The sequence below is a fragment of the Pseudomonas khavaziana genome (assembly GCF_019145205.1).
Lineage (GTDB): Bacteria > Pseudomonadota > Gammaproteobacteria > Pseudomonadales > Pseudomonadaceae > Aquipseudomonas > Aquipseudomonas khavaziana.
The window spans coordinates 187,188-200,339 of sequence record NZ_JAHSTT010000005.1 but is presented as its reverse complement, the minus strand read 5'-3'; the positions used below and the strand labels follow the sequence as shown (position 1 = coordinate 200,339).

Here is a 13,152-nt window from a genome sequence, read left to right as displayed (position 1 = left end):
TCTCAAGCGACGCAGCACGGGGCTTTGCGCAAATTATTTAGTGAACTGTGACAAGGGTCGCTAGTCTTTCATAGCCCGCTACTTCAAGGAACAGGAAGCTTCGATGAACGAACAACAGATTCTGCTGGCCTTCGGTGGCATTGGCGTGGCGGCACTGGCCTGCCAATGGCTGGCCTGGCGCTTGAAGTTGCCGGCGATTCTCTTCCTGTTATTAACCGGCATCCTGGCGGGGCCAGTGCTCGGCTGGCTCGACCCCCAGGAGATGTTTGGCCCGTTGCTGATGCCATTGGTATCCCTGGCCGTGGCGCTGATCCTGTTCGAAGGCAGCCTCACCCTGCACCTTTCGGAGTGGAAGGAGATCGGCAGCGTGGTACATCGCCTGGTCACGGTCGGCGCCCTGTCGACCTGGGCAGTGATTACCCTGGCCACCCACTGGCTGCTGGGGTTTGACTGGATGCTCGCCCTGCTGTTCGGCACCCTGACCCTGGTGACCGGCCCGACCGTGATCGTGCCCATGCTGCGCGTCGTACGCCCCAAGGCCTCCATTGCCAACATCCTGCGCTGGGAGGGCATCGTCATCGACCCGATTGGCGCGCTGCTGGCAGTAGTGGTCTACAGCTTCATCATTGCCCGGGCTGCGGGCGACGGCTTGAGCCATAGCCTGCTGACCTTCGGCGGTGTGATCCTGTGCGGCAGCCTGTTCGGGATTGCCGGCGGCTGGGTACTGGGGCAGATCATGCGCCGGCAGTGGTTGCCGGAATACCTGCATAACCTGGCGACGTTGGCCGGCGTGCTGGGCATTTTCATCGCCGCCAACCAGGTGATGCATGAATCCGGCCTGCTGGCGGTCACGCTGATGGGCATGTGGATGGCCAATATGAAGGGCGTGGATGTCAGGCACATCCTGCATTTCAAGGAAAACCTCAGTGTGTTGCTGATTTCCGGGCTGTTCATCCTGCTGGCGGCGCGCCTGGACTTGAATGCCTTGATCGCACTGGGCCCATTCGTATTGATCTTGCTGCTGATCATCCAGTTTATTGCGCGCCCGTTGAACGTGGCGCTTTCAACCTTTGGCTCCGGGCTGAACTGGCGCGAGCGCGCGCTGCTGGCCTGGATCGCGCCACGGGGCATTGTGGCGGCGGCGGTGTCGGCGATCTTTGCGATTCGCCTGGACGAGGCAGGTCATCAAGGCGCGTTATTGCTGGTGCCGCTGACCTTCGCGGTGATCATCGGCACCGTGGTGCTGCAAAGCGCCACGGCACGCCCCTTGGCGCGCCTGCTGAAAGTCGCCGAGCCTGCGCCCAGCGGTTTCCTGATTGTCGGCGCGAACGGCCCGGCGCGGGCACTCGGCAAGGCGTTGCAGCAATTGGGCAGCCGGGTATTGCTGACGGATTCCAGCTGGGAAAATATCCGCGCCAGTCGCATGGAGGGGCTGCCCACTTATTTCGGTAACCCGGCTTCCCAGCATGCCGAATCCCATCTGGACCTGGTCGGCCTGGGGCATCTGCTCGCGCTCTCGCCTTCCGGCGAACTGAATGCCTTGGCCACCATGCGTTTTCGCCATGACTTCGGCCATCGCCTGTTCGTCCTGGCCAGCAACCAGGAAAGCCGTCGCACCGATAAACACAAGGCCAGCCACGAACACCGCGGCCACCTGCTGGGCAGCCAACCCTTGAGCTACGCCAAGCTGGCCAGCCTGCTGGGTCAGGGTGCCGAGTTGTATAGCACCAATCTCACCGACGGCTTTGGCTGGGAGCAGTACCAGACGCTGCATGGAGAGCGCGCCACCCTGTTGTTTGCCCGCGACACCGGCGGCTGGGTGCATGTGGTCACGCCCCAGAGCAGCTTGAAACCTGTGGCCGGCTGGACCTTGCTGGCCGTGGTTCAGCCAGAGAACAGTACTGCCACGTAATCAGTCGGCAAACCCAGGCAATACCGGTACAGGGCGTTTGTCCGCGTCAATTGCGACAAAGCTGAATACGCCCTGGATCGCCTTTTCACGGCCATCGACACTCATGCTCTCGACAAACACTTCTACTTCGACCTTGAGGCTGGTGTTGCCGACCTTGATCACCCGACCGATCAGCTCAACGATGGAGCCGGCCGGAATTGCGTGATTAAAGTCGATACGGTCGGTGGACACCGTCACCAAAGGCAAGCGGCAGAAACGCGTGGCAGTGATGAACGACACTTCGTCCATCCACGCCAGGGCGGTGCCGCCGAACAGGGTGTTGTGGTGGTTGGTGGTGGGCGGGAACACGGCCTTGGTCACGTGGGTAACGGACAGGTCGGTGCGGCGCTGGATTTCTTCGAGGCGGGTGGTCATGGACAAATACCGGCAGATAGACAAATTTCAGGCACAAAAAAGCAGCCCGTAGGCTGCTTTTTTCTGCATCGGGAAGCTGGACTTAAGCCAGTTTTTCCTTGATGCGAGCTGCTTTACCGGACAGGTCACGCAGGTAGTACAGCTTGGCTTTACGTACGTCACCGCGACGCTTAACGGCCATGCTGTCGATCTGCGGGCTGTAGGTCTGGAAAGTACGCTCTACGCCAACACCGTTGGAGATTTTACGAACAGTGAAAGCACTGTTCACACCACGGTTACGCTTGGCGATTACCACGCCTTCGAACGCTTGCAGACGCGAACGGTCGCCTTCCTTCACTTTCACCTGAACGACAATAGTGTCGCCCGGGGCAAAGGTAGGGATCTCTTTGGTCATCTGCTCTGCTTCGAGTGCAAGGATGATTTTGTTAGTCATGCTGTGCTCCTAAGGTAAGTCAATGGACCTACCATCGATACGTTGTTAACTATCGTCCCGCGCGAGGATGTATTCCTCGAGCAGCTTCTTCTCTTCTCCAGAAAGCGAGCGGCTTTCCAGAAGATCGGCGCGTCGTTCATAGGTCCGACCAAGGGACTGCTGTAAACGCCAACGCCGGATGTGTGCGTGATTGCCACTTAGCAATACGTCGGGAACACGCTGATCCGCATACACCTCCGGTCGGGTGTAGTGCGGGCAATCCAGCAAACCATCCGTGAAGGAATCTTCCTCCGCAGAGTCCACATGCCCTAAAGCTCCAGGCAGCAGTCGTGTAACCGCATCTATCAGGACCATTGCCGGCAGCTCGCCGCCAGACAATACATAGTCCCCAATCGACCACTCTTCATCGACATGAGCTTCAATAAAACGCTCGTCAATGCCTTCATAGCGACCGGCAATCAGGATCAAACTTTCCTCATTCGCCAGTTCGCGTACCGCCGCCTGTTTCAGCTGACGGCCTTGAGGGGACAGGTAAATTACCTTCGCCTTCTCCCCGGCGGCTGCCTTGGCCTGAACCAACGCATCTTCCAGGGGCTTGATCTTCATCACCATGCCCGGGCCACCGCCAAATGGGCGGTCGTCCACAGTGTGATGTCGATCCGTCGTGTAGTCTCGCGGGTTCCAACAGGTAAGCTGCAACAGCCCCTGTTTCACCGCCCGACTGGTGATGCCGTACTCGCTGATGGCGGAAAACATCTCGGGAAACAAACTGATCACTTCAATGCGCAAATTAGCCACGCTTAGAAGTCCGCGTCCCATTCCACCTTCATCTCGCCCGCTGCCAGGTCGACGGCCAACACGCATTGCTCGGTATAGGGCAACAGGCGTTCGCGATCATCCAGGCTGCCAGCGCAAGGCTTGACCACCATTACATCATTGGCGCCGGTTTCCAGAAGATGGTCGATTTTCCCCAGCAATTGCCCGAGTTGATCGATAACCTTCAGACCTTCGAGTTGGTACCAGTAGTACTCGCCGTCGGTCAATTCAGGGAACAGGTTGCGCGGCACGCAGATCTCATAACCGGCCAGAAGACGAGCTTCTTCACGATCATCAAGACCCTTGAGCTTCGCGACCAGGAACTTATCGCTCCCGCGTCCACTGACCAGCTCAACCTGTTTCACACTACCCTCACGCTTGAGCGTCCAGGTCTTGTACTGCAACAGGTTTTCAGTCGGATCAGTAAAGGAATACACCTTCACTTCGCCGCGAACGCCATGAACAGAGTAAATCTTGCCGATAACGATCAAATCATCAGCAACAGCTGGCGTCGCGTTCATATTGCTCAGGCTGCGGCCTTAGCCGAGTCCTTCAACAGTTTTGCAACGCGCTCGGATGGCTGTGCGCCAACGCTCAGCCAGTAGGCTACGCGCTCTTGGTTCACGGACAGACGAACTTCTTGACCACGAGCAACAGGGTTGAAGAAACCAACCTGTTCCTTGTGCGAACCGTCGCGCGGGTTGCGGCTGTCGGTTACGGTCAAGTGGTAAAACGGGCGCTTTTTGGAGCCGCCAAGGGCAAGACGGATTGTTAGCATGTGAACATCGTTCCTGTAGTCGGTGCTGCAAATCTAAATGCACAGCGGGCATAGGTGCCCGAAAGGCCGCATATTCTAAGGAATATCCGGACTTTTGCAAATGTCTTTTTCTGGCGCCTAGTCAGCGTGCCACTCAGATCTGCTATAGAGCCGTCGGTTAAAACGGCGAGTCAGCCCCCGCCAACGGCGGGTTTGCTGGAGATCCCACATCCCTGTGGGTCGGAGCAGGAGTGAACTCCCGCTCGAATCTTTTACATTTTCGGCATGCCGCCGCCGGGCAACATACCGCCCATGCCGCGCATCATCTTGGCCATACCGCCTTTGGCGGAGAATTTCTTCATCATCTTCTGCATTTGCTTGTGCTGCTTGATCAAGCGACCGATGTCCTGCACCTGGGTGCCGGAGCCCATGGCGATCCGACGCTTGCGCGAACCGCTGATCAGCTCAGGGTCGCGGCGCTCGGCCGGGGTCATGGAGTTGATGATGGCTTCCATCTGCTTGAACTGCTTCTCTGCCGCACCCTGGGCATTGCCCATCTGCGCCAGGTTCACGCCACCGATGTTCGGCAGCTTGTCCATCAGTCCGCCGAGGCCGCCCATGTTCTTCATCTGTTGCAGCTGGTCACGGAAGTCTTCGAGGTCAAAGCCCTTACCCTTCTTCAGCTTCTTGGCCAGCTTGTCGGCCTTGTCCTTGTCCAGCGTGGCTTCGGCCTGCTCGATCAGGCTGAGCACGTCGCCCATGCCGAGGATGCGCGAAGCGATACGCTCGGGGTGGAACGGCTCGAGCGCGTCGCTCTTCTCGCCCATACCGATGAACTTGATCGGCTTGCCGGTGATGGCGCGTACCGACAGCGCAGCACCGCCACGGGCGTCGCCGTCGACCTTGGTGAGGATCACGCCGGTCAGCGGCAGTGCGTCACCAAAGGCCTTGGCGGTGTTGGCCGCATCCTGGCCGGTCATGGCATCGACCACGAACAGCGTCTCGACCGGATTGATCGCGGCATGCAGCGCCTTGATCTCACCCATCATCTCTTCGTCGATGTGCAGGCGACCGGCGGTATCGACGATGACCACGTCGATGAACTTGAGCTTGGCTTCTTTAATCGCCGCATTGGCGATGTCGACCGGCTTCTGGCTCAGGTCGGACGGGAAGAAGGTCACGCCCACTTCGCCGGCGAGCATTTCCAACTGCTTGATGGCCGCCGGACGGTACACGTCGGCCGACACCACCATCACGGACTTCTTCTTGCGCTCTTTAAGGAAGCGCGCCAGTTTGCCGGCGGTGGTGGTTTTACCCGCACCTTGCAGACCGGCCATCAATACGACGGCCGGTGGCACGGCGCTGAGGTTCAGGTCTTCGTTGGCCGCGCCCATCAGGCTCTCGAGCTCGGCCTGGACGATTTTCACAAAGGCCTGACCCGGGGTCAGGCTGCGGGACACTTCGGTGCCGACCGCACGTTCCTTGACCGAGTTGACGAAGTCCTTCACCACCGGCAAGGCTACGTCGGCTTCCAGCAACGCCATGCGCACTTCACGCAGGGTGTCTTTAATATTGTCCTCGGTCAGCTTGGCCTTGCCGGTTACGTGGCGCAGCGTCTGCGAGAGACGGTCAGTCAGGTTTTCAAACATGCGCGATCCTTTCAGGCCCTATGGAAGACCGAGGTAATGGCGGCCCAGGCTGTGGTAAATCGCTATTAAAAACAGCGCTCGGCGAGCCTGCGGCGTGGGCAGGTCGCGGATTATAGCGAAGACTGCGCCCATGCACACCCGCTGTCTGGCCCGGGAGTCTTTCGTGGAGCGCGGGTGTGTGCCAAACTCAGCGCCTTTCGGGCTTGTCTATCAGGATTTATGCTCCCCTTGTCACCCAGTTTGCTACCCAGCCTCGCCGCCGCCATTTTGTATGCCGCTGCGACTCTCTATCAGGGCACTCGTCTGGCCCAAGGCGCCAAAGCGGACAAACGTCTGCTCGTCGGCCTTGGCGTGCTGGCCCTGCTGGCCCATGCCGCCAGCCTGTTCACTCACCTGATGACGCCGGTGGGCCTGGGCCTGGACTTTTTCAGCGCCGCCAGCCTGATCGCCGCTGCCGTCATCGCGCTGACGCTGCTGGCCTGCTACCGCATTCCAGTCGAGAACCTGCTGGTGCTGCTATTCCCCTTGGGCATGCTGACAGTGCTGCTGGCGCAATTCGCGCCCACTGGCACCGTGCAGGTGATTGACGAGGAACCGGGCATCCTTGCCCATATCCTGTTGTCGATCCTGGCCTACGGCATGTTCACCATCGCGGTGTTCCAGGCCCTGCTCCTGCTGTTGCAGGACCACCAGCTCAAGCACAAGCACCCGTCCGGGCTGATCAAGAACTTCCCGCCGCTGCAAACCATGGAAAGCCTGCTGTTCGGGTTCCTGTGGGCCGGCTGGACCCTGCTGTCGCTATCGCTGATCTCCGGCTGGCTGTTCGTCGAGAACCTGTTCGCCCAGCACCTGGTGCACAAGACCTTGCTGGCGTGCCTGGCCTGGGTGGTGTTCAGCGTGTTGCTGTGGGGCCGCAACCGCCTCGGCTGGCGCGGGCACAAGGCAATCCGCTGGACCCTGGCCGGTTTCTGCCTGCTGATGCTGGCCTATTTCGGCAGCAAGCTGGTTCGCGAATACATCCTGCATATCTGACGGGCAGCGATCATGGACAACTTGCCCTTAGGGCCGATGCTCGCCGTAATTGCCCTGCTGGTTTTATGGGCGGCGCTGTTTACCGCCATTGAAGCCGCGCAGCAACACCTGCTGGCCCTGCGCCCCGGTACACGCCAGGGCGACAAGGCTGCCGCACGCCTGAGCTTCCCGCGCTATAGCCTGATCCTGTGCAACAGCCTGTGCCGTGCCGCGGTGGTGATCCTCTGCACGCTGCTGGCAATCTATGCCTGGGCGCAGAACGGCCCATGGCTGGGTTGGCTGATCTCCTGCACCCTGCTGCTGATACTCGCCGACTACCTGCCCCGCGCCCTGGCCACCCGCCATCCACAGGCGGTGCTGGGTTTTGGTAACGCCCTGCTGGGCGTACCGCTGAAAATCCTCTACCCCCTGGCCTGGCTGCTCAATGGCATCAGCCTGTTGCTGCTGCGCCCGTTTGCCCGCAAGGCCGGCGTGGTGAAACACAGCGACGAGCCCCAACCCCACCACGACAACGAACCGCAGCCCGAAGCCGACGAAGACCGCATGCCCGCGATGCCTGGTATCCACGCCCTGGATAACATCACCGTCAACGACATCCTGGTACCACGCAGCGAAGTGGACGGTATCAACCTGGATGACTCGATCGACGAGATCATCGAACAACTGCGCAGCTCCCAACGCACCCGCCTGCCGGTGTTCCACAGCGATATCAACCAGGTCGAAGCGGTGCTCAACACCCGGCAGGTCCAGCACCTGCTGCCCGACGCCGGCCTGACCAAAGAGGCGCTGCTCGCTGCCTGCCACGAACCCTACTTCGTCCCGGAAAGCACGCCATTGCAACTGCAACTGCTGAACTTCCACAAGCAGCAGCGGCGCCTGGGCATGGTGGTGGACGAATACGGCGAAGTGCTGGGCATTGTCACCCTGGAAGACATTCTTGAAGAGATCGTCGGCGAATTCGAAAGCGACCACGCTGTGGATAACCCGCATATCGAAGCCCAGACCGATGGCCGCTACATCATCGACGGCGCTGCCTCGATCCGCGAACTGAACAAGAGCCTGGGCTGGCACCTGCCCAGCGATGGTCCCAAGACCCTCAACGGCCTGGTGACCGAGGCCCTGGAAACCATTCCGGATTGCGCGGTGTGCCTGAAGATCGGCCGCTATCGCCTGGAAATCCTCGAGACCGAGGACAACCGGGTGAGCAAGGTATTGATCTGGCATACCAGCCATGTGCCCGTCGCCGCATAATCCCTGACAAACCAAATCCAATGTGGCATTCCAACCACTTGTTGTAATTCCAACCTCCTTCCTATAATCCATCCGGCTTACCCAAGCCCCGCCCGACCGCGTGCTACCCGCACTCAGCGTGTCCAGGCACCGCTTCATCATGTCCGACCGGTGTTTGCTCCCATCCCGAGCCGCCCCGCGCACAACCCTGATCCATGGGTGTTCGACCAATAATAATCCGCGTCCAAACGCGCAATGACCGTCAGGGATACTGCCATGAGCACCACCTACCAAGAGGCTGCGAGCGCCGCGCCGACCAACTCGACCGCACGTGTCGCCACGGCGAGCATCGTCGGCACCGCTATCGAGTTCTACGATTTCTATATCTACGCCACGGCTGCGGCACTGGTGATCGGCCCGGTGTTTTTTCCCCAGAGCTCCGGAACCGCGCAGATGCTGGCCTCGTTCCTGACCTTCGGCATCGCCTTTATCGCCCGCCCGCTGGGCTCGGCGTTGTTCGGCCACTTCGGTGACCGTATCGGGCGTAAATCCACCCTGGTGGCCTCGCTGCTGCTGATGGGCGTGTGCACCACCTTGATCGGCTTGCTGCCAGGCTACGACAGCATCGGCGCCTGGGCACCGATCCTGTTGTGTGTATTGCGCTTCGGCCAGGGCCTGGGCCTTGGCGGGGAATGGGGCGGCGCGGCATTGCTGGCGACCGAGAATGCGCCCAAGGGCAAGCGCGCCTGGTTTGGCATGTTTCCGCAATTGGGCCCATCGATTGGCTTTTTGGCGGCCAACGGCTTGTTCCTGATCTTGGCCATGAGCCTGGATGACGAGCAGTTCCGCAGTTGGGGCTGGCGCATTCCGTTCATCCTCAGCGCTGCACTGGTGATGGTCGGCCTGTATGCGCGCCTCAAGCTGCACGAGACCCCGGTGTTCGCCAACGCCGTCGCTAAAGAAGCGCCGGTGAAAGTGCCGCTGGTAGAACTGTTCAGCCAGCATTGGCTGCCGGTGCTTCTGGGCGCCGCGTCGATGGTGGTGTGCTACGCGCTGTTCTACATCACCACGGCGTTTTCCCTGAGCTACGGCGTTTCCACACTGGGCTACAGCCGCGAGACGTTCCTCGGCTTACTGTGCTTTGCCGTGCTGTTCATGGGCTTGGCGACGCCGCTGGCAGCGCTGGCCAGTGATCGTTATGGACGTAAGCCGGTGCTGATCGTTGGGGCGATCCTGGCGATTCTCTCGGGCTTTACCATGGAGCCACTGCTGACCCACGGCTCGACCTGGGCCGTGGCGCTGTTCCTGGCTTTGGAGCTGTTTCTGATGGGTGTGACCTTCGCACCGATGGGTGCCCTGCTGCCGGAGTTGTTCCCGACGCGTGTGCGTTATACCGGTGCTTCGGCGGCGTATAACCTGGGTGGGATTGTCGGGGCGTCTGCAGCACCGTTCTTCGCGACCAAGCTGGTGGCGATGGGTGGGCTGAGTTATGTCGGTGGGTATGTGTCGGCGGCAGCGTTGTTGAGCTTGATTGCGGTGCTGTGCCTGAAAGAGACGCGGGATAATGATTTGAACAAGGTCGCCGGATAAACCGCTATCGGGAGCAAGCCCCCTCCCACATTCGACCGCATTCCAGAGGTTATACGCAGTTAAATGTGGGAGGGGGCTTGCTTCCGATGCTTTTAGAGCTCTACAACAACCGCTTGGGAGGCCCGGGTCGCCTTGGCACGAGCCGCTTCAATCGACTCATCCCGCGCCAACGCCACACCCATGCGGCGCTGGCCGTTGACCTCTGGCTTGCCAAACAGGCGCAACGCCGTGTCCGGCTCACTCAACGCCGCGCCCAGATTAGCAAACGCGGTCTGGGTCGACTGCCCTTCCACCAGGATCACCGCCGACGCCGAAGGCCCGAACTGACGGATCAACGGGATCGGCAGGCCGAGGATGGCACGGGCGTGCAGGGCAAACTGCGACAGGTCCTGGGAAATAAGGGTCACCAGACCGGTGTCATGTGGGCGCGGCGACACTTCGCTGAACCACACCTGATCGCCCTTGATGAACAACTCCACACCAAACAGACCGCGGCCGCCCAGGGCTTCGGTTACCGCCTTGGCAACGCGCTCGGACTCGGCCAGGGCAATCGGGCTCATGGCCTGTGGCTGCCAGGATTCCTGATAGTCGCCCTTCTCCTGACGATGACCAACCGGTGCACAGAAAGTGGTGCCGCCAACATGACGCACGGTCAGCAGGGTGATTTCGTAGTCAAAATCGATAAAGCCTTCGATGATCACCCGGCCTTTACCGGCACGCCCGCCTTCCTGGGCGTAATCCCAGGCTTTTTGCACATCTTCTGCGCTGCGCAGCAGGCTCTGGCCCTTACCCGACGAACTCATCACCGGCTTGACCACGCAGGGGAAGCCCAGGTCCTGGACGGCCTTGCTGTAGTCTTCAAAGGTGTCGGCGAAGTGATACGGTGAGGTCGGCAGGTCCAGCTCTTCGGCGGCCAGGCGACGGATGCCTTCGCGGTTCATGGTCAGCGATGTGGCGCGGGCGGTCGGGATCACCGTGAAGCCTTCGGCTTCCAGTTCCACCAGGGTCGCAGTGGCGATGGCTTCGATTTCCGGCACGATGAAATGTGGCTTCTCCGCCTCGATCACCGCACGCAGGGCGGCGCCGTCGAGCATGTTGATCACATGGCTACGGTGCGCCACCTGCATGGCCGGCGCGTTGGCGTAACGATCCACGGCAATCACTTCAACGCCCAGGCGTTGCAGCTCGATTACCACTTCCTTGCCCAGCTCACCGCAGCCACACAGCAAAACACGGGTCGCGGTTGGCGACAATGGAGTTCCGATTCGGGTCATCTCAGGTCCTCAGGGGAGCGGATCATGGGGAGAAAGGCCGGCATTTTACATGAACTGCAAGAATTGGCCTCAGTTGGCGACGGCACGCTTGCGCAGGCGCCAGGCCATGATCAACCACACCACCGTGACCCCGGCGAACTTCGACACCAGCGCAGTACCGGCCACCGCAGGCGTCAGCGCACCGATCAGGCCGAAAAAGATAAAGGTATCGAGGGGAATGCTCAGCGCCGAACTTATCCACAGGCGGTCATGCAGCGGGCGCTTGGTGATGCTGAATACCAGCCAGTCGATGCACTCGGACACCGCGAACGCCGTGGCACTGGCCAGGGCAATGGATGGATCGGAGGTGATATACGACAGCACCAGCGCCGCCAGCATGGCGATGATGGCACCGTGGCCGAAGCGGGTTTGCACCATGTCGCGCAGGATAAATACCAAGCCACCCCAGGCAGACCAGATGACGTCCAGGTGCGGGGCAGTGGAGAAGGCGAAGTTGATCAGCACGACGCTGCTGATGTAGGCGATCAGGAAAAACATGGGGCAGAAAACCTGTAGGAGCGAGCTTGCTCGCGAAAAACGTTAACGATGACGCGGGGAATCTGACTATACGCGGTGTTCTTGGGTTTTTCGCGAGCAAGCTCGCTCCTACAGGGGGGGCAGTCAGGCGCCAGATTTCCCAGGGGTCATCCACATCATCCCACTCGCCAGCGCCCGCTCATGGCACAACCCCAGCACCACCCGGCGCTCGGCGTTATCCATGCGACTCCAGCGCGTGATCTCATCCACGCTGCGCTGGCAACCGGTGCAGATATCGTCCTCATCCAGCGCGCAAATACTCACGCACGGAGAGGCAACAGGCCGATCAACCGCACTCATTCTTCCTGCTCAACCAAGTCTCGGGCATAGCGCTGCGAGTTATGCACATAGTGCGCGGCACTGGCCTCGAGCATACGTTTCTGCGCCTCGGTCAGCTCACGCACGACTTTGCCAGGCGAGCCCATCACCAGCGAACCGTCGGGAATTTCCTTGCCTTCGCCGATCAGCGAATTGGCGCCGATGATGCAGTGCTTGCCGATCTTGGCACCGTTGAGGATCACGGCGTTGATGCCGATCAAACTGTAGTCGTCGACGCTGCAGCCGTGCAGCATGGCGTTATGGCCGATGGTCACGCCGGTGCCGAGGGTCAGCGGGTAGCCCATGTCGGTGTGCATCACGCTGCCGTCCTGCACGTTGCTGTTCTTGCCGATCAGGATCAGCTCGTTATCACCGCGCAACACCGCGTTGAACCAGACGTTGGCGCCCTCCTCCAGCTTGACCTTGCCCACCAGCGTGGCATTCGGTGCGACCCAACTGTTGGGATGGGTCTCGACGCGGGCATCGCCCAGGCGGTATTTCATGGTTTTCCCTCACGGCTTGCCATTCATGCGATGGCTTAGATATTGATAAAACTCTTGGGCGGCTGGTGCAGGCTGATCTTGGCATCGTCATAGAGCAGATTGATCAGCTCGACAATCATGATTGCCGTCAGGCCCCAGATCTTGTATTCGCCGAACCGGTAGCTGGGCACGTACCAACTGCGACCCTGATAATCAATCCGGTGGGTATGTTCGCGTGGGTCCTGTCGGAAAAACTCCAGGGGTACGCTGAAGACGGCGGCGATTTCGGCGTCGTTGGCCAGGTATTCGACGTAATCGGGAATGACGCCCACGTAGGGCGTTACGCGAATGCCATGCAGGGAAATCAATGGGCTCAACGGCCCGATCACCTCGACCAAGCCGGGTGGCAGGCCGATTTCTTCTTCGGCCTCGCGCAAGGCGGTGAAGATCAGGTCCGGGTCGTCAGGGTCGCGGCGCCCGCCAGGAAAGGCCACTTCGCCACCATGGGTCGACAGGCCGCTGGCGCGCAGGGTCAGGATCAGCTCAGGTTCGTCACTGCGGGTAATCGGCACCAGTACCGCGGCCTCGGGGAAACGCCCGTCAGTTTCCAAGGTGTGAGGGGTGTGATTGCTTACCCGGCGAAGTAGCTCGTCCAGCATGAGTCATCTC

Annotated in this window: 15 protein-coding genes; 4 read left to right on the top strand and 11 right to left on the bottom strand. The window is 60.4% G+C overall.

Annotated features, from left to right (window positions below; genetic code table 11):
- Positions 1-103: 103 nt before the first annotated feature.
- Positions 104-1,912: a cation:proton antiporter gene (locus KVH01_RS14435; protein WP_217881872.1), complete on the top strand. Its 1,809-nt coding sequence runs from the start codon at positions 104-106 to the stop codon at positions 1,910-1,912.
- Here the strand turns inward: KVH01_RS14435 and KVH01_RS14430 are convergent, their stop codons facing one another.
- The 6 genes from KVH01_RS14430 to ffh form a co-directional block, all read right to left on the bottom strand.
- The gene (locus tag KVH01_RS14430) at positions 1,913-2,326 is read right to left on the bottom strand and encodes an acyl-CoA thioesterase (protein WP_034115851.1); all 414 of its coding nucleotides are present in this window, start codon (positions 2,324-2,326) and stop codon (positions 1,913-1,915) included.
- An 82-nt stretch (positions 2,327-2,408) separates the two neighbouring features.
- The gene (gene rplS, locus KVH01_RS14425) at positions 2,409-2,759 is read right to left on the bottom strand and encodes a 50S ribosomal protein L19 (RefSeq protein ID WP_003175895.1); all 351 of its coding nucleotides are present in this window, start codon (positions 2,757-2,759) and stop codon (positions 2,409-2,411) included.
- A gap of 45 nt (positions 2,760-2,804) precedes the next feature.
- A complete protein-coding gene (gene trmD, locus KVH01_RS14420; protein WP_173664496.1) occupies positions 2,805-3,578 on the bottom strand; it encodes a tRNA (guanosine(37)-N1)-methyltransferase TrmD in 774 nt (257 codons plus the stop codon).
- Positions 3,560-4,096: a ribosome maturation factor RimM gene (rimM, locus tag KVH01_RS14415; RefSeq protein ID WP_003175898.1), complete on the bottom strand. Its 537-nt coding sequence runs from the start codon at positions 4,094-4,096 to the stop codon at positions 3,560-3,562. Before rimM ends, trmD begins: the two co-directional genes overlap by 19 nt.
- 5 nt (positions 4,097-4,101) lie before the next feature.
- Positions 4,102-4,353, bottom strand: coding sequence for a 30S ribosomal protein S16 (gene rpsP, locus KVH01_RS14410; RefSeq protein ID WP_003175899.1), 252 nt, complete (start codon positions 4,351-4,353; stop codon positions 4,102-4,104).
- Positions 4,354-4,604: 251 nt separating this feature from the next.
- The gene (ffh, locus tag KVH01_RS14405) at positions 4,605-5,981 is read right to left on the bottom strand and encodes a signal recognition particle protein (RefSeq protein ID WP_010207982.1); all 1,377 of its coding nucleotides are present in this window, start codon (positions 5,979-5,981) and stop codon (positions 4,605-4,607) included.
- Positions 5,982-6,200: 219 nt separating this feature from the next.
- Here ffh and KVH01_RS14400 point away from each other — a divergent pair, with 219 nt between their 5' ends.
- The 3 genes from KVH01_RS14400 to KVH01_RS14390 all read left to right on the top strand — a co-directional run bounded on the left by KVH01_RS14400 (position 6,201) and on the right by KVH01_RS14390 (position 9,833).
- Positions 6,201-7,013 carry a cytochrome C assembly family protein gene (locus tag KVH01_RS14400; RefSeq protein ID WP_043046858.1) on the top strand — a complete coding sequence of 271 codons (813 nt, stop codon included), beginning with the start codon at positions 6,201-6,203 and terminating at the stop codon, positions 7,011-7,013.
- A 12-nt stretch (positions 7,014-7,025) separates the two neighbouring features.
- Complete coding sequence (locus tag KVH01_RS14395) at positions 7,026-8,264, top strand: transporter associated domain-containing protein (RefSeq protein ID WP_217881871.1); 1,239 nt, start codon at positions 7,026-7,028, stop codon at positions 8,262-8,264.
- A gap of 255 nt (positions 8,265-8,519) precedes the next feature.
- Positions 8,520-9,833, top strand: coding sequence for an MFS transporter (locus KVH01_RS14390; RefSeq protein WP_217881870.1), 1,314 nt, complete (start codon positions 8,520-8,522; stop codon positions 9,831-9,833).
- A gap of 92 nt (positions 9,834-9,925) precedes the next feature.
- On the opposite strand, the gene purT is transcribed toward KVH01_RS14390, so the two are convergent.
- The 5 genes from purT to KVH01_RS14365 all read right to left on the bottom strand — a co-directional run bounded on the left by purT (position 9,926) and on the right by KVH01_RS14365 (position 13,142).
- On the bottom strand, positions 9,926-11,107 hold the full coding sequence (purT, locus tag KVH01_RS14385; protein ID WP_043046855.1) for a formate-dependent phosphoribosylglycinamide formyltransferase: 1,182 nt from the start codon (positions 11,105-11,107) through the stop codon (positions 9,926-9,928).
- 69 nt (positions 11,108-11,176) lie between these two features.
- Positions 11,177-11,644, bottom strand: a complete 468-nt coding sequence (locus KVH01_RS14380; protein WP_078822237.1) for a preQ0 transporter — start codon at positions 11,642-11,644, stop codon at positions 11,177-11,179.
- Between the two features lie 123 nt (positions 11,645-11,767).
- Positions 11,768-11,983: a DUF1289 domain-containing protein gene (locus tag KVH01_RS14375; RefSeq protein ID WP_217881869.1), complete on the bottom strand. Its 216-nt coding sequence runs from the start codon at positions 11,981-11,983 to the stop codon at positions 11,768-11,770.
- Positions 11,980-12,504, bottom strand: coding sequence for a gamma carbonic anhydrase family protein (locus KVH01_RS14370; RefSeq protein WP_005791135.1), 525 nt, complete (start codon positions 12,502-12,504; stop codon positions 11,980-11,982). Before KVH01_RS14370 ends, KVH01_RS14375 begins: the two co-directional genes overlap by 4 nt.
- A 35-nt stretch (positions 12,505-12,539) precedes the next feature.
- On the bottom strand, positions 12,540-13,142 hold the full coding sequence (locus KVH01_RS14365; RefSeq protein WP_046069410.1) for a CoA pyrophosphatase: 603 nt from the start codon (positions 13,140-13,142) through the stop codon (positions 12,540-12,542).
- Positions 13,143-13,152: the final 10 nt, after the last annotated feature.